Annotated in this window: 28 protein-coding genes and 2 riboswitches; of the genes, 17 read left to right on the top strand and 11 right to left on the bottom strand. The window is 37.2% G+C overall.

Features of this window, described 5'->3' with window-relative positions; all coding sequences use genetic code 11:
* The first annotated feature begins 83 nt into the window (after window positions 1-83).
* The 6 genes from BN990_RS16520 to BN990_RS16495 all read left to right on the top strand — a co-directional run bounded on the left by BN990_RS16520 (window position 84) and on the right by BN990_RS16495 (window position 4,860).
* Complete coding sequence (locus tag BN990_RS16520) at window positions 84-1,568, top strand: MDR family MFS transporter (protein WP_074436691.1); 1,485 nt, start codon at window positions 84-86, stop codon at window positions 1,566-1,568.
* Between the two features lie 412 nt (window positions 1,569-1,980).
* A complete protein-coding gene (locus BN990_RS16515; protein WP_021288806.1) occupies window positions 1,981-2,310 on the top strand; it encodes a PadR family transcriptional regulator in 330 nt (109 codons plus the stop codon).
* A complete protein-coding gene (locus BN990_RS16510; RefSeq protein ID WP_038245824.1) occupies window positions 2,307-2,705 on the top strand; it encodes a permease prefix domain 1-containing protein in 399 nt (132 codons plus the stop codon). Before BN990_RS16515 ends, BN990_RS16510 begins: the two co-directional genes overlap by 4 nt.
* An 11-nt stretch (window positions 2,706-2,716) precedes the next feature.
* Window positions 2,717-3,355: a hypothetical protein gene (locus BN990_RS16505; RefSeq protein WP_021288804.1), complete on the top strand. Its 639-nt coding sequence runs from the start codon at window positions 2,717-2,719 to the stop codon at window positions 3,353-3,355.
* Entirely contained in the window at window positions 3,352-3,939 is a 588-nt protein-coding gene (locus BN990_RS16500; RefSeq protein ID WP_021288803.1) for a hypothetical protein, read from the top strand. The genes BN990_RS16505 and BN990_RS16500 overlap by 4 nt, the downstream gene beginning before the upstream one ends.
* 183 nt (window positions 3,940-4,122) lie before the next feature.
* Window positions 4,123-4,860: a MerR family transcriptional regulator gene (locus BN990_RS16495; RefSeq protein WP_038245822.1), complete on the top strand. Its 738-nt coding sequence runs from the start codon at window positions 4,123-4,125 to the stop codon at window positions 4,858-4,860.
* Window positions 4,861-5,162: 302 nt separating this feature from the next.
* On the opposite strand, the gene thiE is transcribed toward BN990_RS16495, so the two are convergent.
* The 7 genes from thiE to BN990_RS16460 all read right to left on the bottom strand — a co-directional run bounded on the left by thiE (window position 5,163) and on the right by BN990_RS16460 (window position 10,247).
* The gene (thiE, locus tag BN990_RS16490; protein WP_051170014.1) at window positions 5,163-5,744 is read right to left on the bottom strand and encodes a thiamine phosphate synthase; all 582 of its coding nucleotides are present in this window, start codon (window positions 5,742-5,744) and stop codon (window positions 5,163-5,165) included.
* Between the two features lie 43 nt (window positions 5,745-5,787).
* Window positions 5,788-6,558: a hydroxyethylthiazole kinase gene (thiM, locus tag BN990_RS16485; protein WP_038245821.1), complete on the bottom strand. Its 771-nt coding sequence runs from the start codon at window positions 6,556-6,558 to the stop codon at window positions 5,788-5,790.
* A complete protein-coding gene (gene thiD / locus BN990_RS16480; RefSeq protein WP_238323681.1) occupies window positions 6,558-7,391 on the bottom strand; it encodes a bifunctional hydroxymethylpyrimidine kinase/phosphomethylpyrimidine kinase in 834 nt (277 codons plus the stop codon). Before thiD ends, thiM begins: the two co-directional genes overlap by 1 nt.
* Window positions 7,358-8,047 (bottom strand): thiaminase II, encoded by a 690-nt coding sequence (gene tenA, locus BN990_RS16475; RefSeq protein ID WP_021288798.1) that lies wholly within the window; start codon window positions 8,045-8,047, stop codon window positions 7,358-7,360. The genes thiD and tenA overlap by 34 nt, the downstream gene beginning before the upstream one ends.
* A 67-nt stretch (window positions 8,048-8,114) precedes the next feature.
* A riboswitch (TPP riboswitch) is annotated at window positions 8,115-8,218 on the bottom strand.
* Window positions 8,207-8,704: an energy coupling factor transporter S component ThiW gene (gene thiW, locus BN990_RS16470; protein ID WP_038245819.1), complete on the bottom strand. Its 498-nt coding sequence runs from the start codon at window positions 8,702-8,704 to the stop codon at window positions 8,207-8,209. Its footprint overlaps the riboswitch before it by 12 nt.
* Window positions 8,705-8,826: 122 nt before the next feature.
* Window positions 8,827-8,937: riboswitch (TPP riboswitch) on the bottom strand.
* A gap of 268 nt (window positions 8,938-9,205) precedes the next feature.
* Complete coding sequence (locus BN990_RS23530) at window positions 9,206-9,598, bottom strand: spore coat protein (RefSeq protein WP_051739235.1); 393 nt, start codon at window positions 9,596-9,598, stop codon at window positions 9,206-9,208.
* 442 nt (window positions 9,599-10,040) lie between these two features.
* A complete protein-coding gene (locus BN990_RS16460; RefSeq protein WP_038245818.1) occupies window positions 10,041-10,247 on the bottom strand; it encodes a hypothetical protein in 207 nt (68 codons plus the stop codon).
* A gap of 198 nt (window positions 10,248-10,445) precedes the next feature.
* Here BN990_RS16460 and BN990_RS16455 point away from each other — a divergent pair, with 198 nt between their 5' ends.
* Together BN990_RS16455 and BN990_RS16450 are read left to right on the top strand one after the other, a co-directional pair.
* Window positions 10,446-10,820: a DUF2642 domain-containing protein gene (locus tag BN990_RS16455; protein ID WP_038245817.1), complete on the top strand. Its 375-nt coding sequence runs from the start codon at window positions 10,446-10,448 to the stop codon at window positions 10,818-10,820.
* 13 nt (window positions 10,821-10,833) lie between these two features.
* Window positions 10,834-11,046: a hypothetical protein gene (locus tag BN990_RS16450; protein WP_021288792.1), complete on the top strand. Its 213-nt coding sequence runs from the start codon at window positions 10,834-10,836 to the stop codon at window positions 11,044-11,046.
* A gap of 124 nt (window positions 11,047-11,170) precedes the next feature.
* Here the strand turns inward: BN990_RS16450 and BN990_RS16445 are convergent, their stop codons facing one another.
* Entirely contained in the window at window positions 11,171-12,094 is a 924-nt protein-coding gene (locus BN990_RS16445; protein WP_148530719.1) for a Gfo/Idh/MocA family protein, read from the bottom strand.
* 116 nt (window positions 12,095-12,210) lie between these two features.
* On the opposite strand from BN990_RS16445, the gene BN990_RS16440 reads away from it, so the two are divergent.
* From BN990_RS16440 to BN990_RS16430, 3 genes are read left to right on the top strand one after another with little or no spacing between them, the layout of a single operon-like run.
* Entirely contained in the window at window positions 12,211-13,131 is a 921-nt protein-coding gene (locus BN990_RS16440) for a glycosyltransferase (protein WP_021288790.1), read from the top strand.
* A gap of 25 nt (window positions 13,132-13,156) precedes the next feature.
* Window positions 13,157-13,834 (top strand): acyltransferase, encoded by a 678-nt coding sequence (locus BN990_RS16435; protein ID WP_021288789.1) that lies wholly within the window; start codon window positions 13,157-13,159, stop codon window positions 13,832-13,834.
* Between the two features lie 23 nt (window positions 13,835-13,857).
* On the top strand, window positions 13,858-14,880 hold the full coding sequence (locus BN990_RS16430) for a D-glucuronyl C5-epimerase family protein (protein WP_038245816.1): 1,023 nt from the start codon (window positions 13,858-13,860) through the stop codon (window positions 14,878-14,880).
* A gap of 31 nt (window positions 14,881-14,911) precedes the next feature.
* On the opposite strand, the gene wecB is transcribed toward BN990_RS16430, so the two are convergent.
* The gene (gene wecB / locus BN990_RS16425; RefSeq protein ID WP_021288787.1) at window positions 14,912-15,997 is read right to left on the bottom strand and encodes a non-hydrolyzing UDP-N-acetylglucosamine 2-epimerase; all 1,086 of its coding nucleotides are present in this window, start codon (window positions 15,995-15,997) and stop codon (window positions 14,912-14,914) included.
* Between the two features lie 156 nt (window positions 15,998-16,153).
* Between wecB and BN990_RS16420 the strand changes: the two genes are divergently transcribed.
* Complete coding sequence (locus tag BN990_RS16420) at window positions 16,154-17,389, top strand: glycosyltransferase (RefSeq protein WP_051739233.1); 1,236 nt, start codon at window positions 16,154-16,156, stop codon at window positions 17,387-17,389.
* 9 nt (window positions 17,390-17,398) lie between these two features.
* Here the strand turns inward: BN990_RS16420 and BN990_RS16415 are convergent, their stop codons facing one another.
* Together BN990_RS16415 and BN990_RS16410 are read right to left on the bottom strand one after the other, a co-directional pair.
* On the bottom strand, window positions 17,399-18,361 hold the full coding sequence (locus BN990_RS16415) for a GDP-mannose 4,6-dehydratase (protein WP_021288785.1): 963 nt from the start codon (window positions 18,359-18,361) through the stop codon (window positions 17,399-17,401).
* Window positions 18,362-18,381: 20 nt separating this feature from the next.
* Window positions 18,382-19,137, bottom strand: a complete 756-nt coding sequence (locus tag BN990_RS16410; RefSeq protein WP_031334898.1) for an SDR family NAD(P)-dependent oxidoreductase — start codon at window positions 19,135-19,137, stop codon at window positions 18,382-18,384.
* Between the two features lie 153 nt (window positions 19,138-19,290).
* Between BN990_RS16410 and BN990_RS16405 the strand changes: the two genes are divergently transcribed.
* The 5 genes from BN990_RS16405 to BN990_RS16385 all read left to right on the top strand — a co-directional run bounded on the left by BN990_RS16405 (window position 19,291) and on the right by BN990_RS16385 (window position 25,349).
* Window positions 19,291-20,487 (top strand): glycosyltransferase family protein, encoded by a 1,197-nt coding sequence (locus tag BN990_RS16405; RefSeq protein ID WP_021288783.1) that lies wholly within the window; start codon window positions 19,291-19,293, stop codon window positions 20,485-20,487.
* Between the two features lie 27 nt (window positions 20,488-20,514).
* Entirely contained in the window at window positions 20,515-21,744 is a 1,230-nt protein-coding gene (locus tag BN990_RS16400; protein WP_021288782.1) for a glycosyltransferase, read from the top strand.
* Between the two features lie 45 nt (window positions 21,745-21,789).
* Window positions 21,790-22,791: a glycosyltransferase family 4 protein gene (locus BN990_RS16395; protein ID WP_231378645.1), complete on the top strand. Its 1,002-nt coding sequence runs from the start codon at window positions 21,790-21,792 to the stop codon at window positions 22,789-22,791.
* Between the two features lie 115 nt (window positions 22,792-22,906).
* Window positions 22,907-24,223: a nucleotide sugar dehydrogenase gene (locus tag BN990_RS16390; RefSeq protein ID WP_021288780.1), complete on the top strand. Its 1,317-nt coding sequence runs from the start codon at window positions 22,907-22,909 to the stop codon at window positions 24,221-24,223.
* Between the two features lies 1 nt (window position 24,224).
* On the top strand, window positions 24,225-25,349 hold the full coding sequence (locus BN990_RS16385) for a DegT/DnrJ/EryC1/StrS family aminotransferase (protein ID WP_021288779.1): 1,125 nt from the start codon (window positions 24,225-24,227) through the stop codon (window positions 25,347-25,349).
* Window position 25,350 lies beyond the last annotated feature (1 nt).

Below are 25,350 nucleotides of genomic sequence, written 5' to 3'. Positions count from 1 at the left end.
GTTTTTTATCAAAAATGTGTTGACGCTACCTGTCCTATCGTGACGATGCTACAAGGTTAATAATTAGAAAGGAGATCTATACAATGAACGATAAGAATGAACCAACATATGAATACTTAGCGGATAATCCGAACTTTAAGGTTATGCCAATTATGTTGTCATTAATTATTGGTGCTTTTTTTGCAATATTGAACGAAACATTATTAAATATTGCACTCACTACATTAATGGGAGAATTTAATGTATCCTTACCAACGGTTCAATGGATGGCAACGGGTTTTATGCTTATCATGGGGATAGTTATCCCCGCGTCTGCTGTGTTATTGCAATGGTTTACGACAAGGCAGTTATTTTTAGGAACAATGACCATTTTTACCCTTGGGACAACAATTTGTGCGTTAGCACCAACTTTTCCTATTTTATTAATAGGAAGACTGATTCAGGCAGCGGGAACAGGTTTATTAATGCCAGTAATATTTAATGTGTTTTTACTTGTATTCCCACCACATCGGCGTGGGAAGGTGATGGGACTTGTGGGATTGGTTATTATGTTTGCTCCGGCAATAGGACCTACACTTTCAGGAGTGATTGTTGAATATTTAGGATGGCGTTTTTTATTTATTTGTGTAATCCCATTTGCTCTGTTTTCTGTCGGATTTGCTTATAAGTATTTATTAAATGTTTCAGAAGTTACAAAACCAAAGGTTGATGTGTTATCACTTGTTTATTCAACCATTGGCTTTGGATCACTTGTCTACGGATTTAGTGCAGCGGGGGAAGGGGAAAACGGCTTCCTAAGTCCGAATGTGTACACATTTATATTTATTGGGGTTGTAGGTATTACGTTATTTGCGATCAGACAGTTCAAGTTAGAAGATCCAGTGATGGATTTACGAGTGTTCAAGTATCCTATGTTCACCCATGGGATATTGATGTTCTTAATCATTATGATGACGATGTTTTCATCGGAAATTATCCTACCTGTGTTTATGCAGGGTCCCTTAGGGCTGATGCCTGCAGCAGCAGGGCTTTTGCTATTACCAGGAAGTATCTTAAATGGTATTATGTCACCCGTCATGGGACATCTCTTTGACAAGTTCGGTCCAAGGTTATTAATGATACCTGCGTCTATTGTATTAAGTGGTACCATGTTCATGATGAGCAGGCTGAACGAAAATACAGAACCCTGGATGATTATTATTGGGTATATTATATTAATGCTCACTGTATCAGCCATAATGATGCCTGCGGAAACGAATGGTTTAAATCAATTACCCAAAAGATTGTATCCCCATGGAACTTCTGTAATGACAACATTGCAGCCAGTAGCAGGTGCAATTGGGGTATCCGTGTTTATTAGTATATTGAATGCTCGCCAAGCACATTATTTAAGTCAGTCCGAAAATCCGCAAGATCCAAACGCGATTAGTGATGCAATGGTGGCAGGAGTTGAACTTGTTTACTTTATCGCATTTGCTATCTCCATTGCTGCGGTTATTTTAGCATTTCTAGTGTACCGAGCTGTTCCAAAAGATCAAGAAAAAAAAGAACAGCCAAATAACATTTAAGAGTGAAACAGACAATTTTCATGTGCCCTAAGGCTGTCGAGAAAACGTTCTCGACAGCCTTATTTTTTAGCAATAGTTTCCACTGCTATGCTTAAGGTAGAATTCTCAAAGGCACTGATGACAGCGAACTATCAAATATTAAAGGTTGTCTCGATTTAGCAGAGGGACGATGAAACGCTTGCAAAAGAACGGGGTGAGACAACGAAGTCACTAGAAGTTCATCCGCGGAAAGCGAGTTGTTCGCACCGTACTTCTAGTGAACAAAACGCAGTATAATGCGTCTGTATTTTCACATGTATCATCAATGACTGATTCATGTAGCGAGCTTTTTTAAAAATTACTTTGACAGACAGAGTAATTTATCGTATGATTACTCTGTGAGATAGAGTAGTCAAAATGAGGAAGTGTGATAATGATAAGAAGTGATATCATCCGTGGTCATTTGGAATCGATCATTTTACGTTTAGTATGTGAAGAAGATCGATATGGTTATGAAATTTCAAAAGAGATAAGTGCACGCACAGACAACCGATTCCAAATAAAGGAAGCTACTTTATATGCGGTGTTTCAACGGCTGGAAAAGAAGGATTTAATTGACTCCTATTTTGGAAATGTTTCTCAAGGCGGAAAGCGAAAGTATTATCGTATAACTACCCTTGGAAAGGCTTATTTGAAAGAAACGGTTGAAGAGTGGAAAGAAACGAAGGCAATTATCGATTTATTCATGGAGGGATTAGATTGAAGAAGATTAATGGATACGTGGAGGAATTATTTAAAAATATACCTGAGAGCGAGCAAAAAAACGCAGTTATGCAAGAGGTGACCCAAAACCTTGAAGAAAAGGTCTGGGACTTAATGGGAGAAGGAAAAACGGAGGAGGATGCAATTAATAAAGCCATCGTTGATTTTGGAGATATTGAAGATTTAAAGCAAGAATTAGGTGTAAGCCAACCTAAAAAGAGGAATACGTCTAAGCTGAATTTATGGTATTCCATATGGGGAAGTCTTCTCATTATTTCCTTATTTGTATTTATTAATTTCTATTACTCCCCAGAAATCATATGGTTTGTATACCCAACATTTGCGGTACTTTGGTGGCCACTTACAATGTATTTTTCATGGAAACGAACAAAGTAGGGGGAAACAAGATGAAAAAAATAGATGTTGCTTTTTTACTAACAGGTTCGATCATGACGATTATTTTTCTAGTCATTGTCAATCTATTAACAAGTAAAGAACATGTATGGTTTATTTACCCAACTGCATTCATGCTCATTTTTCCGTTTGGATTATATTGTTTCAAAATGAAGAAACAGACGTTTTTCTCTGTCATTAGTAGTGCTATTATCTTTTTTTTACTTGTGATTGAGAATATAAGAAGTACCCCTGAACATCCATGGGCATTATACACGATCATCCCTCTCGTTTATTGGCCGATGCTGATGATTCTGAGGAGGAAAGTAAAACCGTTGCGAATTGCAATTATTGGTAGTGGAATCTTTATTCTTTATTATTGTTTATTAAACCTACTTGTTTCACCATATACGCCTTGGGTTATATTCCCTGTTTTTGCTATATTATGGTGGCCGCTTTCTGTCTACCATGCAAGAAGAAAATCGTATTTCTCTTTCTCCCTTCAGGGGGCTACCCTTCTTTGCGCATTTTTTATTATGGTGAACGTTTTTTACTCTCCAAGCACGATTTGGGCAATCTACCCAATATTCACGATACTTTGGTGGCCTTTAAGCATGTATTACTTTGTATATAAAAGGAATATAAAATCATGAATCAAGATAGTAACAGTAAAAGACAAGTTTATTTAATTTTTACAGACACCGGAACATTATTTACAAAATTAATTAAGTTTTATACGAGGAAGCCTTTAAACCATGCTTCCTTATCATTTAGCTTAGAACTAGAGAACATGTATAGTTTTGGTCGTAAAAATCCAGCAAATCCTTTTATTGGTGGCTTTGTTAAAGAAAACATTTCAGAAGGGTTGTTTAGAAACGCAGTATGTGAAGTGTATAGCTGCAATGTAACAGAGTTTGAATATAAGAAAATGGTTGATAAAGTAAATCAAATGGAACAGCAAAAAGATAGGTATCGGTATAACTTGATTGGCATGGTTGCCCTCTTATTTCAGTTTAATATCCATCGATCAAATGCATTTTTCTGTTCACAGTTTGTGGCAACGATTCTTAATGAATTAGATAATAAATTAAATAAATCGGCTAATCTTTGTACGCCTCAAGATCTTCGAGATATGAATAATCTTACTTGTATTTTTAAAGGAGAGCTTAAAAATTATCCATATCGTTTTGAAGAGAAAGAAAATGAAATAGAACTTCCGTCAAGGAAGGCGATTTAATCAATGTTGGCACTGTCCATTAGATGGATGGTGTTTTTTTATACTCATCGGCAGGTTTGTACGTATAGGAAATGGATCATTTACAATGATGGTTTCAATCTGATGAAAATTATTTTGAAACTTGCTATTGACCCTCACGCTACGTGATACTCTATAGTATAGATTGTAGGGAGGTTAACAGCCATGAAAGTTAAGGAAGTAGCTGATTTGGTTGGAATTAGTGTGCGCACACTTCATCATTATGATGACATTGGGCTTTTGACTCCTGAACAGACAACCGAATCAGGGTATCGTATTTATTCTGAGATGGATCTAGAACGCTTGCAACAAATTCTATTTTTTAAAGAACTTGATTTTCCGCTGAAGAAGATTAAAGAGATCATTGACAGCCCTTCTTTCAATCAAGCGGAGGCACTAGAAATGCAACGAAATATGCTGCTTGATAAACGGGATCGAGTCGATACAATGATTCGAACAATTGATAAAACGATAAAATATAAACAAGGAGAGATCGTTATGAGTAATAAAGAAAAGTTCGATGGATTTGACTTCAGTCATAATCCTTATGAACAAGAAGCACGTGAGCGTTGGGGTGATAAGGCAGTGGATGAGTCCAATGCGAAAATGAACCGAATGACGAATGAGGAGAAAAAGGAATTCGAGGAAACATTCCATGCTATTTATCGTGAATTAGCAGTGGTTCGTCATGAAGATCCTGCTTCTGAAATAGCCCAAAAACGGATTGGTGAATGGTTTGAATTCTTGAACCAGATGGGAACCTATTCCCTTGATGCTTTTAAAGGGCTTGGTCAAATGTATGTGGACGATGAACGATTCACCAAAAATATTGACCAATTTGGTAACGGACTCGCTATATTTATGCGTGATGCAATGGCTGTTTACGCAGATAAACGAAAGTAGAGTTGAGAGCGAGGCAATGAATGGTTTTTACAGGGTAACCAGTTCCAAAACATTGGATAATGGGTAACTTTATTCATCCAACATAGCAATAGAAATAGGCATGATTCGAACGGGATCCATCCATCAGCTCAATTCGGATAAGCGGTTTTTGCTTTTCCAATTTAACCTGGTCATCCCCGTAGAAAGCATGCCCTATTTCGAATTGCGGTTATCGAATATTCGAATTTAGAGGTCCTTATTCTCATAATGTTCTAGCTTCTTTATTGTTCATAAAAGCTGTTACTTTTCTTCTATAGAGGGCTCTATAATTGCGATACGGCTTGGTCTATATATTTCGCATTTGTAATAGCTGAGATGATTGAAACCCCATCTGCTCCAGCCTCCATCACAGATGCAGCATTATCAACAGAGATTCCTCCGATTCCGACGATGGGGATATGGGGATAGGCATGTTTAACTTCTTTTACCCATTGGGTACCAACAGCAACTTTAGCATCCTCTTTTGTAGTTGTAGAGAATATTGGTCCAACCCCCAAGTAATCAATGGAATCGATTGGACTATTGTTAAGCTCTGCCTGATTAGATATCGAAAGCCCAATCCACTTGTTTGGAAAACGGCGTCGCAGCTCTGCTGCCGGTTTATCATCTTGACCTACATGTATACCGTCGGCATCTAATATTTCTGCTAATTCTTCATCATCATTAACGAAGAAAGGAATTTGGTATTGTTTGCATATATCCCGTAATTGTTTGCCTAATAAATATCTTTGAAATCCCTGTAATGCACCGTTTCCTTTTTCCCGATATTGAAATGCGGTTATTCCAGCATTCGCTGCTTGTTTAAGGATTTCCTTAGGGTCGCCATTACAGTTTTGGCTTCCCATAATAAAATATTTTCTTAATGCTTGTCTTACTTCCAATTCCTGATTAGCTCCTTTCCAATTGCTCTGATTTCAAAGATAGTGCATCAATAAATGCTGGCAGGAAGCTTCCTGGACCGTAGACATATGATTGTGCTGCAGCATGTTCCGCTGCTAGTCCATAGAATTGTACAGCAGTAAGTGCTTGTTCTTCAATGGAGTAATTTGTTGTTAAACAAGCTGTTAGAATGGAGCCTAATAAGCAGCCTGCACCAGTAATTTTTTCTAACCAGGCATGACCTGTTGTATTATGAATCATCTTTTCATTACTACAAATGACGTCTGTTTTTCCTGTAATAATAGCAGTTGTTTGGTACAATTTGGCTACTTTAGCTGCAATTTCTTCAACATTTCCATCACCAACAGATTCCACACCTTTTGTTTCCCATGGGATATCAACAAGTTGTGCCATTTCTCCAGCATTTCCCTTAATTGCTGTAAATGAAACAGCCTGTAATAATTGACGAACTCCGTCTTGCCTAAATGAAGTAGCCCCAACTCCGACTGGGTCTAGCACAACAGGTATCCCTTTCTTATTGGCCGCTTTACCAGCGAGCTTCATTGCTTCCAGCTCCGTTAATGACGTTGTTCCAATATTGATCAATACTCCATCAGCCGCCGCTGCCATCTCTTCAACTTCTTCCTTTGCTTTTGCCATAACTGGGGCTCCCCCAAAAGCCAGCAACCCGTTAGCTGAAAAGTTCATGACAACTTCATTTGTGAGGTTATGGATTAGTGGAGTAGTTGCTTTAACCTCTTGAATGATCGAATCCTTCATTATTTCACCCTTTCTTCTCTTATAGCCCAGTGATTGGTAGGACCGTTACCTGTTCCTAATGGAAAGGAATGCTTTATTGCTTCGGTCACATAGTGCTTTGCCATTTGAACAGCTTCGATTAAATGAAGCCCATTGCTTAAGTTTGCAGTAATTGCTGCTGAATAAGTACAACCAGTTCCATGGGTGTTCTTCGTATCAAATCGGTCCGCAGCAAATGTATGAAGTTGTGATCCATCATACAAAAAGTCAATTGCTTTCCCCTGTAAATGGCCCCCTTTGATAAGAGCTGCTTTTGGTCCATACGTATGGACAATTGATATGGCTGCTTCTTTCATATCCGCTAGGCTATTGATGGAATTTCCTATAATAAACTCCGCTTCGGGAATATTTGGGGTAACCAACGTTGCTATTGGTAATAATTGTTCTTTAAGAACCCCCCTTGCCTCTTCATCAATCAGAGGATCACCGCTTGTTGCTACCATAACAGGATCAATTACGTAAGGTGCATTTGTTTTTGGTATTGCATCAGCAATTACTTCCATCATATCTCGGTTAGCAATCATTCCTGTTTTTATCGCATGAACTGGCATATCGGTTAATACAGATTGTAATTGATCATGTAACATCCCTGTTGGTAAGTGATGGATGTTTTGGACTCCAGTTGTGTTTTGAGCAACCACAGAAGTAATGACAGACATCCCATAAACCTTCAATTCTTGAAATGTCTTAAGGTCTGCCTGTATTCCTGCACCTCCACTAGGATCCGTTCCCGCGATAGTTAGTACACTTGGAGGTATACTCATTGATTGGTCACCTTCTTTTCTCCCGGCCATTCTTCACAGGTGTAAGCCATCTCCCAGAATTTAAGTTCCAACTGGCAGCTTTTTCGAAAAGCTTCGCTAATTAGATCTTGTTCTGATTTTGATGCATTGGCTGCTAATATATCGAGCCGGCTTCTCATTTCAGTTGTTGTTTTCTCTACCTCATCACTTGCATAAAAGCTAATCCAGTCATAAAATGGATGATCTCTTGTTGGGTGGAATTGCTTCATCAATTCTTTCCCTATTTCTAAATACGTCCATGGGCATGGAAGTAGTGCTCCGAGTATTTCACCGGATGTCCCCATTTGGGCATGGTACATCATATGTTTTATATAATGGTCTGCTGTTGGTGGAAGAGGGTGTCCTTGTAAATCTTCATACTTAACCCCAATATGATCACAAAAATTTCGGTGGGGGTGGATTTCATCATTTAATACAAAGTTTATTTGGTCAAAGAAATAGGCAATATCTTCTCGCTTTTTAGACTTTGCTAAGGCTATCCCATAAATTTGCATAAATGCATTCAAATATTCGAAATCCGCTTTAATATAATGAGCAAGGGCTTTATCGGGGATCGTTCCATTTCCGACGCCTTGAACAAATGGATGTTCAAAAATGAGCGCAAAGATATCATTATTTTCTTGTCTTAAATGATCTGTGAAACACATCATTTAGCCTCCTTTATTATGGGACGCTACTAGAGGAATTAAAGTAGATAAATAGAGGAGTGTTATGATAATTTCCTCACTACTTTCCTGCGCTGGTATTAGCCAGATCAGGTTCAAAGGGACAAAGGAAGCGTTCCTTATCTCAGCAACATGGCGCCCCTAGTAGTTTCCTTGTAAACGAATAATATGTTCTTGTTTTACTTTTAATAAGATGATCCAACCAATAAATGCTCCAGATATACTGCTTGCCAAGAAGGATGGCATAAAAAATAGTGCACCTGTACCACTATTCATAAATAGTTTGGCGAAAGGGACAGCAAAGAGAGAACCGATGATTCCTGTGCCGATAATTTCTCCAAAGACAGCAGCTATTTTTTTACCTACCCAACGATAAAGCATTCCTGCTAGGAAAGCACCAATCATCGCACCAGGGAATGCTAACAGTGTACCTAGACCAATCATGTTTCGTAATAAACCGATTGTGAAAGCAATCACTACAGCTGGGCCAGGTCCTAATGTAATGGCAGCTATGACATTTACAGCATGCTGCACAGGGTAAGCCTTAGCAATTCCAGCAGGAAACCAAAGAAATTGGGCTCCTAACGTACCAATCGCTATAAATACAGCCATGTATGTTAGTAAATAGGTTTTTCTCATGGATTCATAAATGAGCTCCTTTTTGTTATAGATTTAAGCTTAGTAAATGTTCTCTGTTTGTTTTTACGACTATGAAAAAGCCAGATCCTTTGGGGACCTGGCTTCGGTTATGAAATAGAAAGACGCTATGCCTACTACTTCCCTCCGCTGGTATTAACCAGATCAGGTCTGTAAGAGTCAGAAGCTCAACTGCTTCCTCTCAGCCCACGCCATGGGCACCCCTAGTAGTCTATGAATATTTAGTTATGTTTCACTTCACTAAGCTTTATTATTAGCATAACAAATCAAATCATGTTTGTCATTCATAAACCGAATGAGCAATTAATAAAACTACGAACCATAAAAGCTAGTTTAAGCAAACGATTGATTAAACTTATACTTTATAACCCTCATATACGTACGGATATCTAAAGGTTTTTAAGTAAATGAAAAGGCCATTTCGCACAAGAAAATGGCCTTTTCGTTTATGATTATTTAATAGGTTATTTTGTAGGTTGAAAATTATAGAATATCTAATCTAACAACTAGTGCAATCAAGATTTGAAGCAACACTTGAACGTTGATCGCGATATCTGTATCGGAAGTAGATACTTCTACGCCACGAGAGTTTTCAATAAATACTTGCTGTTTATTCACTTGGCTGGATTTTAGTTTAGCAAATAGGTCTTGTGTTACCTCGTCTGCTTGGTTCCCATCTGCAATAGAGATACTAATTACAATAGCAATGGCAACCTGTAGCGCTACCTGTACATTAAGTGCAGCTTGAATGTCAGATGATGTCACATTTACATCACAAGAATCTTTGATAATAATGGATTCAATAGATTGTTGAACATTTTTCAATTCACCGCTTGCTTCTTGATCTACGGTAGGATCATCAAATGGATGGCACATCGATGTGTCTAAGGCTCTCCATTTTTTATCTTCTCCTCGGGAATCATTACAAGAATTATGACATGAATCATGACATGAATCATGACGAGAATCATTGCAAGAATCATAACTTGGACGTACATTACTACAGCTGTCACAAACATTTTCATGACGACCACGTCTTCTCCTATCTATTGTTCTGCCGCAATCTTCACAGCAAGACTTCTCAAACGCTTTTGATCTTGACATAGTATTATTTCCTCCTTCTTCTCGTTTAGAATATCTTATGTCTCAAAATTGAAATAGGAAGGGTGATTGTACCAAGATAAACTACCTATTTATTGGAGAAATAATTGTTTTTTAAAAGACAAGAGGAAATCCCGGTAATTTTTGTTGATTTACCGGGATTTAGATTTAACTTTGAATATAGGGGGTTTTAAAAATTGATCTATTTGTCTATTATTTATTTTGTTTCATCTTCCTCATTATTACTTTTCATTACGCCATCCACATCTTTCCTTAGCTTGCTAACCATATCTTTAAGTGTTTCTTTATCTGTTTCACTTACTTTCGTTTTATCTAACGTAACACCGTGCTTTTTTAATGTTGCATCTAAAAGAAAATCGACAATATGGCTTGAAGCATTATTATTTTGATTGTTTTTACTCAATTCTTCCACCTCCAGCAAAGCTTTTTATATAGTATATTCTCACAAGAGGTAATCGTGCTAAGATACTAGTCTATTTATGGGTTATATGAATCTATAGGATAAAGGTGGAATTATCGCTCCATGAAATAAATGCCCTTACTAATGGCTATTGTGGCACATATATTGAATAGAAATATATTATAGAAAGGATGAATATCATTGGCACTAACAAATGGACAGCGTAGTCTACTAGAGCTGCTAAATCAATTGTCTCAGAACCTAGCTAATAGCAGTGGCATAAGTAAAGACGTATCTGTAAATTTACCAGGAATTGGTGTGGATGTTGGGCTTGACCTAGGTGGTAACGGCGGTGCTGGAGACACAGGAGATAATGGGGGTACACCTGACACGCCTACTACAATCCGAGATGTACTTTTAGGTCTAGTTAATGAACAAGTAGAACTAACCACTCCTTTTGGAATGGTAACAGGGACATTGCTAGCAGTAAGAGATGATTATGTTGTTGTAATTGAGAATACCGGGTCACAAGCACTTGTCCGAATCGATAAGATTGAATTTGTCAGTGAACTATAAAGGAGGATTATAAATGTTTGAAGATGCATTTGCAGCTGAACTTGCAACGCAATTGGGTTCTACTGTTGAGGTAGCTACAGATAACAACTTAATAGAAGGAATTCTTTCAACAGTGACTGCGGAATTGGTATTAGTAATTGATGTAAGCAGCGGATACGGTGATAATGTGAAAATCTATATATCGTTAGACGCAATTAACTTCGTTCGTTTCCCTGTAGCAGCTTAAATAAAATAAAAAATACCCTGATATAAAGTTCAGGGTATTTTTTATATTGTTTTTTCATAAGTTTATTCCAAAAGTCATACGATGAAATGATAAGCGTACACTTCCAAGTGTACGCTGACAATACTTAATTCAACTTACTTATTGCATTACCGATTTGGTTGGTAAGCTGAAGTGCTTTTATCCCATCTTCGCCCGAGACTTTTGGTTGATCGTTGTTTTGGATGCAACGTATAAAATCCATTAACTGTAAGTGGAGCGGTTCGATCTCATCATCAATCACAGTTATGCTTGTTATGCCTGATCGTACGATTTTTAATTGCTTTTGAATGATGTCGACATCAAATAGAGCGTCTTCGGTTAAAATCTGGATAGACCTTATTTTTCTTTTCGATTTAAAGCTGGCGGTTAATTGTACAATAATGTCTTTAACAGATGTAGCAATAACAACCGCGTGTTTTGGGGTGTTTTCAATGATTTTACCAAAAGCATGAAAGTCGTCAATGGTATCTTGAAGAATAGCTTGTAGGATATAAAGGTCATGGATCATTAAATCAGCTACTACATCTACATTTTTAATACGGTGATGATATGGATTCATTCGATGAAATTCCATTCCAATGATCTTTTCATCTGTTAATTCCTTTATCAGTAATTGAATTATTGGATTAAATAGTTCAATATGACCGACTTGAAGCTTTATTCCCGCCTTTTTCGCTTTTTTGACCAAATCGTTTGCCTGAACAACCGTACTAGTTATTGGTTTTTCCATTAGGATGTGCACGTTGTGCTTAATACAGGTTAAGCCAATTGGGTAATGGTATTCAGTTGGTACAGCTATACTTATTGCATCAACTTGTTGGAGAAGGTTATCCATCGATTGAAATTGTCTCACATTATATTTGTTCGCCATATCATTTGCCCTTTGTTCATCTTTATCAAAAATACCAACTAGTTGGCAGTGTTCATGCATGGATAAATATGTTCGAATATGATTTTCTCCCATCTTTCCTGTGCCAATTACACCAACTCTCATAATAAATCTCCTCACTCTGATGACTCCTTGTTCTATATCGTATGCATGAGCTTGTAAGCGAGATAGACTGACATAACACAAATAAATAAAATTGGCCTTTGACCTGTTCAATTAAGAAGGGAGGTGGCAATATGATTCGTCTATTATTAATCGCTGAAGACACTTCACAGATGATTAATAGAAATTACTTCTACTTAGAGCAGGAACTATCTCGTCTTGTTCACGTCATGCTGTGGAGAAAATCAGGACATATTGATTATATCCTGAAACAACTTGATGTGCGTCCGGATTTTATATTGATTCTCAATGATATCGATCGGCAAATGAAGCCAATAATAAAGGGGCTTGCACATGTGGATATCCCTACTGGACTATTTATAAATGATGTTCATCGTTTTGTAAGTCTTCGAAGGAATTATATACAGAAAAACAACATTGATTATTTGTTTCCAGTCGTTCGTGATAAATGTTTGGAGGTATATCCGGAATTTCAAAATAAAATGGAATGGTTTCCACATTTCGTTAATATAGAATTATGTAAGGACTACAGATTAAAAAAAGATATCAATTTATTAATGATTGGGGCGGTAAATGAGCTTTATCCATTAAGACAACGTATTATCAATACCTATCAAGGAAGGGCAGATTTCGTGTATCATCCACATCCAGGGTACCATCATTTTAATGAGGAAGAACAACAAGAGAAGATGATTGGTAAGAATTATGCCAAGGAAATAAACAGATCAAAGATACTTTTTACTTGTCCATCAAAACTTCATTATCCTGTAATCAAATATTTTGAGGCTCTTGCTTGTAAAACATTGCTACTGGCTCCTACGTTTAATGAGCTAGAGGATATTGGATTTATACCAGGGATTCATTTTGTACCAATAGATGAGCATGATTTTGAGCAAAAAGCGGCATATTTCTTAAGTCATCAAACGGAACGTGAACAAATTGCCGAACAGGGGTACCGATTTGTACGTAAGCATCATAGCGTTCAACAAAGAACAAACCAATTAATTGAAAAAATTAAATGTATACTACAATAATAGTATAACTTGAGGAGGTTTTTGTTTGGCTTCTATTCCAGAGAGCTCGCAGTTTGGAAATAATGTTGTTATAGAAAATAACGTTAGCATTGGTGAGCACGTTGTTATCGGCCATAATTCGATTATTTTAGAAGGTACAACCATCGGTGATCATGTCCATATTGGTTGTAATTGCGTTATTGGTGTCAAGCCTAGCATAAATCAGAGAATGCGAAAAACATCTAAGGCGACTCAGCTCGTGATTGAACCTGGTACGCGAATTGGGCAGCTCGTCTCTATTTATTCTGGTACACGAGTGGGAAAAGATGTGTTTATTGGCGACCATGCAAGTATTAGAGAAAATGTTACGATCGGAGATGAATCGATTGTTGGTAGGGCGGCCATTGTAGAGTTAAATACAATAATTGGAAAATCTTGTACCATTCAAACGCTGGCATATGTGACAGGGGATACAACAATTGAAGATAATGTATTTCTAGGTCCATGTGTATCGATGTCGAATGACAAATATATGGGAGCACAAAGCTACTCCCTAAAGGGACCGTACATAAAAAAAGGAGCTAAAATTGGGAATAACGCTTCACTGCTGCCTGGAGTAAACATTGGTGAAAATACGATTGTTGGTGCAGGTTCTGTTGTCACTAAACATCTTGAAAATGGGATAGTTGCTGTAGGTATCCCTGCTAAAAAATTACAATCTTAACAGAAGTTGAGGGTGATATAAAAATGGAATCAGGACGGCCTGAGGATATTCGTGTAGTGATGCATCAACATTTAGAATGTAAAGGAAAGAAGATTGGGAATGAGCTATTTGTTCCAATCACGTTATTAGAGAAGGGATATTTCGCTGAAAAGGAATGGATCGAGGGTCAGAAATTATTAAAGATCCATGTTTCCAAAGCCCGTTATTCCGAGATTAATCAGTACGATTTTCGAGGGAATTATTTACATTATGATAAAAACGGGGTGGAGAACTGGAGTGTAGAATTTCATGATGGTATTCCAAAAACTGTCTATCCATTTGGAACTTATTTTAATCCTTCTACTATTGCCCAATATGGTTTACAACATTATAGTTTATACCTGAAAAATAAGGATGAACAAAGTAAACAGAAATTTTTATCTGTTGCAGCATGGTTTTTACAAAACCAAAATTCTCAAGGAGGCTGGGCTTATCAATTTGATCATGCTTATTATCCTAGCAGGCTAGAAAAGTTAAAGGCTCCATGGTATTCGTCTATTGGTTTAGGAATGGCAATGTCTGTTTTGGCAAGGGCATCTTATTTAACAAAAAATACTACCTATCAAAACAAAGCATTACAAGCTACCTCTATTTTTCAAACATCTTCTAATGATCATGGAATCTTAGCCAAGTTTGAAGGCAAGTATTCATTTTATGAAGAGTGTCCTACAAATCCGCCTAGCTACATTTTAAATGGCTTCATGTTCGCTTTAATTGGATTATATGATCTCCACAAACAAACAGGAAATAGGCAAGCAGGAATGTTATATGAAGATGGTGTGAGAACTCTAAAAAGAATGTTACCTTTATATGACTTAGGAAATCGAACTGCATATGATTTAACCCATTATACGACAGATGGTGGGTATCCGAATATCGCATCGTGGGGATATCATGTAACACATATTCATTTATTAGCTGCTTTGAATTCGGTTGAGAAAGATCCCAAGATGAGTGAAACACTACAAAGGTGGAAGGGTTATATCGATGGAAAGATGGCTAGATAACCAAAGGAAGAGGTAATGAATGCCTCTCCCACTAATGATTCTTGTTATACGTTTGCAATAATAGATTGTGAATGAGAGAAGAAGTTTTTCCATCTCCATATAAGAGTGGCGAATTTGTTGGTATGGACAGATCTTTCATGCTCTTGACGATTTGCTGCGTATCTGCGCCAACTAGTTGATTCCAACCAGTTTCTAACGTTTCAATCCACTCGGTTTCCTCTCTGAGCGTAACACAAGGGACTTGCAGCATGTATGCTTCTTTTTGCAATCCTCCAGAGTCGGTTAAAATCGCTTTTGCATCAGAGGCAACCGCTAGCATGTCAAAGTAATTTACAGGTTCAATCGTCTTTATCTGAGTATGAGTAATTAAGTCGGTTAATTTATACTGCTCTATTTTCTGCTTCGTCCTAGGGTGTAAAGGAAGGACAACTGTCTTATCCAATTGTTGGAGCCCTGTTAGTATGGCTGTTAATCGTTCAACTTGATCGGTATTCTCTGCGCGATGAATGGTTGCTAGGTAATAATTATTTTTTTTAAGCGTTAAATCATTTCTTAGCGTGGATTGTTTTAATGCTTGATTTTTAAAGAAAAGCACTGCATCAAACATAATGTCACCAGTCTGGTACACACCTGAAGTAATACCTTCTTTTTTTAAATTCGTCATAGCAGTTTGTGATGGACAAAATAACCAACTAGACAAATGATCTGTAACGATTCGGTTGATCTCTTCAGGCATTTCTTTATTATAGCTACGTAATCCAGATTCTACATGTGCAATAGGAATATGGAGCTTTGCTGCTGCTAGGCTTCCAGCTAAGGTGGAATTCGTATCTCCATATACCAATACGATGTCTGGTTCCATCGAGATCATAATACTTTCCAATTTTGCAAGCATATTTGCTGTTTGTTCACCGTGGGAACCAGATCCAATACCTAAATAATAATCCGGTTTAGGGAGCTTTAGTTGGTTAAAGAATATGGTGGACATATTTGCATCATAGTGCTGTCCTGTGTGTACTAAAATTTCTTCCATTTTCCCTTCAGATTGAATTGCTTTGGATAACATGGATGCTTTAATAAATTGTGGCCTTGCACCAACTACAGTTAAAATTTTCATACAAATCCCCTCTCTTATAAATATGTATGATTTATCAACCAATCATTTCTTGTTAGGTATTTAACGTCAATATGTTGGATTAAGGAAGGTGTTAGCATGAATGCTTACCAAGCTAAATATAATGAATGTATTCAGAAATAAGAAAGGAGTGCTAAAATGTCTAAAAAGGTATGTATGCTAGTTGCTGAGCACCCTTTTTTAGATTCAAGGATATTCAAGAGAGAAGCGAAAAGCCTTAAGAAATTAGGCTATGATGTCACGATGATTGTTCCAAGAAAAGATGGGTATCTTTTTGATATTGATGGAACGCCGTTTAAAGATACCTATTTATCACAGAGATTCACCCATGAAGGGATTACGATAATAACCTATGACTTTAGAGAGAGTAGGAATTCATTAAGTAAAGTAGTCTCCCCATTAGCACAATGGGAACAAGGATTTAACAATCCGTTAACTGAACTTGGCGTACAGGAAAATGCGGATGTTTATCATGTTCATGAGTACTTATCTTTATTTGCAGGAATAGGCGTCAAAAGAAGAATGAACCAGCAGCAAAAACATGTGAAATTAATATATGATAGTCATGAACTAACCCCAGATCCATTTGATTCTAGAAATTCCAAACAGCACAGAGAGAATTTAAAAGAGAAGTTGCTCGTAATGTTGAAAGAAGTAGACTACATTATTACTATTTCCCATGCAATAAAATCATGGTTTCTTTCACAGGATCCTACTTTTGCTGTAGAAGTAATTTATAATTCCCCCCCATTAGCGACGAAGTATAAACCGAAAAATTTTAGTGGAGACAAACTTGTTGCTTGCTACGAAGGGAATATCGATTACAAAAGGGGAAGTAAAAATAAAATCACGCAAATGACCGAAATATGCTCCAAATCCATCGATTTTCAATTTAAAGTTATTGGTGGAACAAGATTTGGCGATTCATTTGTCCTTCCCGATCACTTAAAGAACAACGTGATTCTAACGGGATGGGTTGATTATTATTCCATTGGTGAGTATATGAAAGATGTTGACGTTGGCTGGATTGATTATGAAGATTTAAATGATTCCCTCAACCGTTCGTATGCTATGCCGAATAAATTTTTTAGTTACTTAAATAATGGTGTTCCAATTATTGTAAATCGCTGTCATGAAATGGAATCTTTCTTAAGAGAACATCGTTGCGGTTTAGTAATTGATAAAAAAGATGCCACTGCCAAGGACTATGCTGAAGCAATGCTGTACTTGGCAAAGAACAAAGAACTGGTTAGAACGATGAGTATGAACGCTAGAAATGTAATGGAAGAAATTTATTGCTGGGAGCAAATGGAAGTAAGATTAGCCAATGTATACCAACAGTTACTTCAACAAACTACCCTATTTGATGTGTAATCGTATAGGTTACTGGTTCGCTTTTACCCAATTTACGGTAGATGTGATGCCATCTTTAAATGCTGTTTTATTAAAAGTACCAATTAATCCATGTAATTTTTTCATTGAACCTCTGTGAATTTCAACATCTGCTTTTCGATTAGGTTTTTGAAGAACTTCACCGTTATAATTCATTACTTCCATAATTGTTTCGATCACCTGTTTAATGGATAGTTGCTGGTCTGTTGTGATATTTACACAATCACCGGAAGAGATAATAGGATAGGTTTTTATTACCATATCTACGGTGTCTTTGACATAAATAAAGTCTCTTGTTTGTTGACCATGTCCATGTATCTCTGGAACATCACCGTCTAGAATTTTCTTAATTGTAACTGGAATGACACCAGCTAAAGGCCCTGAGAAATTTTGCCTTGGACCATAATTATTAAATGGCCGAACGATAAAAGCATCCAAATCAAACATGTTGACGTAAGATTGTAACAACAAATCAGCCGAAGCTTTTCCGGCGGCATATGTTGTGGTCGGGAGTAAAGGATGGGCTTCATCCATAGGCTGATATTTAGATGAACCATATGCTTCAGAGGATGAAAAATGACAGAGCGTTTGAAAAGCTCCGTTTCGTTGTAATTCTAAAATATTCTTTAAGACGACAACATTGGTTAAAAATGCATTTGAAGGGTTTATAAAGGAGTAGTTTAACGCCTTGGTTGCACAATTAAAAACAATATCAATATCATGTTTTCCCATAATGTAATTCAATGTCTCTTGATTTTCTGCATCATCGATATAAAGGGTTGTATTTTGTGCTAGTGCAGCAGTTAGGTGTCCTATACTGCCTGTAAAAAGACTATCCAAAATCACAATATGTTTTGCGTTTTCTTTTATTAATTTATCTACTAAATGGCTCCCAATAAAACCAGCTCCACCAATAACCAAGATGGTACTGTTTGCAAGCAATGGTCGATTCATAGTTGGCACTTCCTTTTCCGTTAATAATTCATTCGTGATTGACCACCATCAACAGTAATCGTAGTACCGACAATCCAAGATGCCTTATCTGAAGCTAAGAATACAGCAGTGTTTCCAATTTCCTCAGGTTTACCTAGTCGTCCTGCAGGTATTCTAGCGCTTGCATAATTTGTTAAGAAGTTTGGATCGTTTTGGATACGTCGATTCCATTCTTTATTTGGATGGAAGATCGCCCCAGGGGCGATACCAACAACACGAATATTATGTTTTATTACTTCAGAGCTAAAGGCTTTTGTAAAGCTGATTACTGCTGATTTTGAGGTGTTATACGCAGGTAATCCGCCTGATTCTTTTCCGTAAATGGATGCAATATTAATAATTACCCCTGCACCTTTGTCTATCATGTATTGGCTTACTAATTGACTTAAGTGCAACACAGAGATGAAATTAATCTTCATTGACGCTTCGAATACGGCTGGTGCTGTGTCTAAAACCTGAGTTCCTATTCCTGCACCAGCATTATTAACTAGTACATCAATTGTCTGGAAGTCTTCGATAAATTCGTGAATTAACTGTATACGCTCATCCTCTATCGTGATGTCTTTTCTATATACCTTTACTCCAAGTTCTTGTTTTACATGAAGAAGTTCCGTTGGGTTTCGAGCCACAACGCCAACATTAGCTCCTTCTTTACGAAAAGCTTGGGCGATGGCTTTCCCTATTCCTCTTGATCCCCCAGTTACAAGTACATTCTTTCCAGTTAAGTTTAATTCCACTTGGATTACCTCCAATACGACATATAGCCATGGTGATAACAAATAACGACATCCTAACACGTACATTCAATTATATGAATATTTGCATTCAGATGTTAATACTTTATTAGGAGGATAGGAAAATAATAATTAAGTTGAAGAGTGGAGGTTGACATGTTGAAACCAAAGGTGTGTATGCTGCTTTGCTACCTTCCCTTTCTAGATTCGCGTATTTTTGAATGTGAGGCGAAGAGTCTTTTAAACAATGGTTATGATGTCACCATTATTGCACCGCGTAAGGCTGGTCTTCTTTTTGATATAAATGGAGCACCATTCAATAAGAAATTTCGTGAACGAGTTTTTTATTATCAAGGTATAAAGGTAGTTACTTATGATAGTGAGAGAAGGTCGTTAAATCCAGTATCTGACCCGCTTTATCAATTAGGAATAAAAGAAGATGCTGACTTTTATCATGCGCATGAATTGAACTCTTTTACTTATGGAAAAGCGATTAAGCAGGATCTACAACAGCAGAGGAATAAAGAAGTTAAGTTAATATATGATAGTAGACAACTTATTCCTGATCCCTTTCCATTACAGATAAATGATCATACAAAGCAACAATGGCATAAGACACTCTTAGGAAATTTACAAGAAGCCGATTATGTTATTACCGTATCGAATTCAATTAAATCTTGGTACCTGGCAATGGATCCTATGTTATCGGTTGAGGTAATTTATAATGCTCCGCCATTAAGTAAACATATCATGAACAAAAACACACCTAACGATTCATTTGTTGTCGTTCATGAAGGCAATATGTCAAGAGAAACCTTCGAAAAGGTAATAGCAATCACTGAGGGAAGTAACAGCGGAACGGATGTTGAATTTAAAATCATTGGTGGATCGAGGTATGGGGAAACCTTTCCAGTACCTGCGCATTTGCAAAATAGAGTACACATAGAACAGTGGGTTGATTATCATACACTACCAGCAACGATGGCAGGTGCAGACCTTGGTTTAATTGATCTAGATCCAACCCATTCCCTTAATAATATGTTTGCGATGCCTGCCAAATTATTTAGTTACTTAAATAATGGAATTCCGGTTGTAGCTAGCAAGTGCAGTGATATAGAAAAATTTATAAAAACGTATCAATGCGGACTTGTTATTAATAAACGAAATCCTGCGCCGGCAGACTATTTGCAAGTAATACATCATTTGCGACAGCATCCAGAAAAATGGGCAGCTATGGGAAGCAATGCAAGGAAAGTAATGGAGGAAGTCTATAATTGGAATCATATGGAGAAACGGCTGATATCGATTTATCAATCCCTAGGTTCGAATCAAATGCCTTATCTCTTGTCATAAGGCGAAATTGCTTGTTGGGAGGGAATTATGACTAAAACAGTATGTTTTTTAGTGTCTGAGCATCCATTTTTAGATGCACGGATTTTTAAGAAAGAAGCAAAAAGCTTACATAAATCAGGGTATCATGTAACGATGATCGTTCCTAAAAGAGATGGTTACTTATTCGATATAGATGGTACTACGTTTACTGATCAGTATTTAGAGGATTCGTTTTATCATGAAGGAATTAAAATAATTACCTATGATCAAATGTATCCAGAAAAGCATATTAAAGCCCTCCACTACAATTTAAAATCTGGAAAATACATACGGTTTACCGATCCCCTAACTCAATTGGGAATACAGCAGCAGGCAGACTTTTATCATGCACATGAATTTTTTTCTTTGTATTGCGGAGTAGGCATTAAACGGTGTCTAATGTCTAAAGGGAAACCATGCAATTTAATCTATGATAGCCATGAACTGGAACCCGATCCACTGATCAATCAATCTAGTAAAACAAAAAAACTAAAAAATGAAATGCTTGAAAGCATGATAAAAGAGATAGACTATTTGATCACCGTATCTGAATCTATCAAGGCATGGCATCTATCCGTCAATCCGACCATACCTGTTGAAGTAATTTATAATTCCCCGCCTTTAGCTACGGATTTCAAACTAAGTAAGAATGGAAAATCGCAATTAATCCTTACATTTGAAGGGACAATCAATAAGAAAAGAGGAAGTTTTGATAAATTAGTAAAGATTATAGAGATCGTTAATCAACAACTAGATGTTAAGGCTAAAATAATTGGAGGGTTTAAGGGAAAAGAAGCAAAACAACAATTAGAACGATTGCCGGATCATATTCAAGATAATATCCAATTCACCGGTTGGATTCCTTATGAAAAGATACCACAAGTAATGCGCGATGTTGATATTGGATGGATTGATTTAGATGCAGCTCATTCGTTGAATAATCGATATGCAATGCCAAATAAGTTTTTTAGTTATTTAAATAATGGAATTCCTGTACTTGTTAATCAATGCGAAGACATGGCAACATTTATTCATTACTATCAATGCGGATATGTCGTGCCGAAGCTACAAGCCACTGCACGGGATTATGTTGAAGCGCTTATCGCTTTATCTGCCAATCGTAATGAGCTTGCCGAAATGAAGTATCAAGCACGTAACGTAATGGAGTCTACATTTAGTTGGGAACATATGGAGAAACGTCTGATTAACGTCTATCAACAGCTAACGGAGACTTCATAAAAAGCGAACAGTTATGATTCAGGAAAGGGGTTTATTTGATTGCGAGTGCTACATCTTCCGTACGGACCTTCAATGATTGAGTTATGTCGAGCTTTACGAGCAAAAGGAGTAGACGCTACTGCTTGCCATTTCGATGAAAATAATTTCGAGTTTGAACCGGATTTATGCTTACGCTTAAATTCCCTTTCGTCTCCAGAAAGGGAGAACCGCATCCATACGTTTTTACAAAAAGCGATTGAAACATACGATATTTTTCACTTTCATTTTGGAGCAACCTTTTTCCCTGATAAACGCGATTTAAAACGATTAAAGCAAGCAGGAAAGAAAATGGTTGTTCATCATCATGGCTCTGATATTCGAGTAGGTTCGATAGCTAGAAGCTTTAACAACCCTTATGTTCGAGTGAAGCCAGAATGGACGGAAGAGAAGATATATGCCAATATTGCGACGTTATCCAATTATATCGATCATGCGATTGTTCAAGACCCTGAACTAGAATGTTACATTTCAAATGTATACGAACATACGCATATCATTCCCCATACAATTGATGTACGTCAGTTTACCCCAAATTATCCGGATAGTAATACATCCACCCCTCTCATTGTCCATGCTCCTACTTCGCGCAATCTAAAAGGAACCGAGTTTATTCTAAATGCTGTTAGTACGCTAAAGAGGAAGGGAATTCCATTGAAATTTAAATTAATTGAAGGTTACACATATCAGGAGACGAAGCAGCTCCTCTCTCAAGCTGATATCGTTATTGATCAATTGCGCATTGGTGCAAGTGGATTTATTAGTTCGGAAGCCATGGCATTCGGAAAACCCGTGATTTGCTATATAAGGGAAGACTTAGTAGATAAATATTCTGGTAAGCTACCAATCGTTAATGCGAATCCTAGTACTATCCTAACTGTATTAAAGGAGCTTGTTCAAAACCCGGTGAAATGGGGAGAGCTAGGCAGGGAAGGTAGAAAATATATTGAATCCTTTCACGATGCCCCTATTGTGGCTGATCGTTATATTGATATCTATAAAGCGTTATAAATGGCTGGATTCGGACAGCAGTTGAAGTTTTTCCAACCGGTGACAACGTCCAAACTGTCTATGATTTACAATCATATCCTATAGAAAATCTTCTCATAGAAATGAGGGTAAATCCATGACCATAGACGAACAACAAGCGAGTGTAGCTGTGATTGGACTTGGCAAAATTGGGCTTACCTTGGCTGCTGTATTTGCAACAAATGGGTATTATATTTTTGGTGCAGATAAAAACAAAGAAGTTGTTGCTTCTATTAACCAAGGGAAATCACATATTAATAATGAGCCAGGATTAGATCAATTAGTTTCGGATGCCGTTGAAAATAATCAAATGCGGGCTACTTCCGACAATGTGGAAGCTGTTGCTCATTCTTCCATCATTGTTGTTATTGTCCCTGTATTAGTCGATACCGCTAACCAAATTGATTATCAAATGATCGATGCTGTAGTGGAAGACATAGCTAAAGGGATAAAGAAGGGGTCATTAGTTATTTTTGAAACAACACTGCCACCGGGGGACACGAAAAACCGGTTTGGAAAACGAATTGAAGAGCGATCGGGTTTACGGTTAGGTACGGACTTCTATCTTGCATACAGTCCTGAACGAGTGTATTCAAACCGAATCATCGAGGACTTGGAAAAATATCCAAAAGTAGTTGGCGGCATAAATGAGAAAAGTTTATTGTTAGCATCTACATTTTATAAGCAGGCATTAAACTGTCAGCTAATAGAAGTAAGCTCAATTGAAACCGCTGAATTCTCAAAAGTGGCAGAATGTGTATATCGGGATGTTAATATTGCTCTTGCGAATGAACTTGCTCAATTTGCAGATCAAACGGGAGTTAATATATCTGAAGTAATCGTAGCTAGTAATAGTCAGCCGTATTCACATATACATTCACCAGGTATAGGGGTTGGGGGACATTGTATCCCGATCTACCCATATTTCTTTATTAATAAAGGATTAAATCAAGGGCTAACACCACTTGCTAGAGAGGTTAATGATGGCATGGCAGCCTATGCCATCTCACAGGTTAAGAAGGAAGTTGGTAGTCTAGCAAATAGGAATGTTCTTATATTGGGACTTTCATATAGAGAGAATGTAAAGGAGCCAACGAAATCAACGACGTTATTACTAATAGATCAACTACTGAATATGAATGCCAACGTCTTTGTGAATGATCCATTATTCTCAGATAGAGAAATTCATGCATTTGGGGTAACGCCGCTTTCTCTACAAGACAAATCCATCTCCAAGATTGATATTATTATTTTGCAGGCCTATCATGACGATTATAAGAATTTAAATTTTAAAGACTTTACCAATTGTAAGCTTTTATTTGATGGACGTAATCAATTAAAACAGGAAGATATCAAAAAACACGGGATTACTTATCAAAGTATCGGTCAACAAAGTGAAAAAGGGGAGTGGTAATGTGTCTAACCACAGTTTAACCCCAATACCAATGGTTGACTTAAAAGAAGAATTAGCCTTAGTAAGAAACCCAATTCTAGCAAGTCTTACCGAGGTTTTAGATAGCGGGGAATATATTCTTGGAACGAAAGCAGCACAATTAGAAGAGGATGTTGCAAGATATATAGGAGTTCCGTATGCAGTCGGCGTAGGGAATGGAACGGATGCGTTACAACTATCTCTAATGGCATTTGATATTGGCCCTGGGGATGAGGTGATCACAACGCCATTTACTTTTTTTGCCACTGGCGAGGCTATTGCGCAAGTCGGTGCCACCCCTGTATTCGTTGATATTGATGAAGCAACGTATAACCTAGATCCTTCCAGAATAGAAGAAGTAATAACAGATCGGACAAAAGCTATTATTGTTGTCCATCTATATGGACAAATGGCTGAAATGAAAAGCATTATGGAAGTAGCTAAAAAGTATCAAATTAAGGTGATAGAAGATGCTTGTCAAGCAATTGGATCAGAATATAATGGAGTAAGAGCTGGAGCGATTGGTGACATTGGCTGTTTTTCTTTCTTTCCTTCCAAAAATTTAGGCGCGTATGGAGATGCCGGTTTAATAACAACAAATCAACAAAGTCTCTATGAGAAGTTAATGCAATTGCGAAACCATGGAAGTGAGCAGAAATATTATCACACATTATTAGGTATGAATAGCCGGCTTGATGAATTCCAAGCTGCAATTTTGTTAGCAAAGCTCCCTTATTTGGATATCTTTCTACACCAACGAAAAGAGGTTGCTAGAAGATATACGGAGAGCTTTCATCAGCAATTACGTCCTCCTTCTGTTCCGCAAAATCGGGGGCATACGTTTCATCAGTATTGTATTGAATTAGATAATAGAGATGAACTGGCTTTGGAATTAAACAAACATAAAGTTGCTTCTGCTATCTATTACCCAATACCATTACACTTACAAGTCGCATTCCAATACCTTAAATATAAAGAAGGGGATTTTCCTATTGCTGAAAAAACAGCGAAACGAATACTAGCTTTACCGATTTATCCTATGCTATCGATCCAGAAACAAGCATATGTGATATCCATCGTGAAGGAATTTTTAGAGAGTAATAGATAGC

Source organism: Virgibacillus salexigens, from assembly GCF_000723585.1.
Classification (GTDB): domain Bacteria; phylum Bacillota; class Bacilli; order Bacillales; family Amphibacillaceae; genus Virgibacillus; species Virgibacillus salexigens.
Note: the sequence above shows the minus strand (reverse complement) of the source record. Positions and strands in the feature narration are given on the sequence as shown.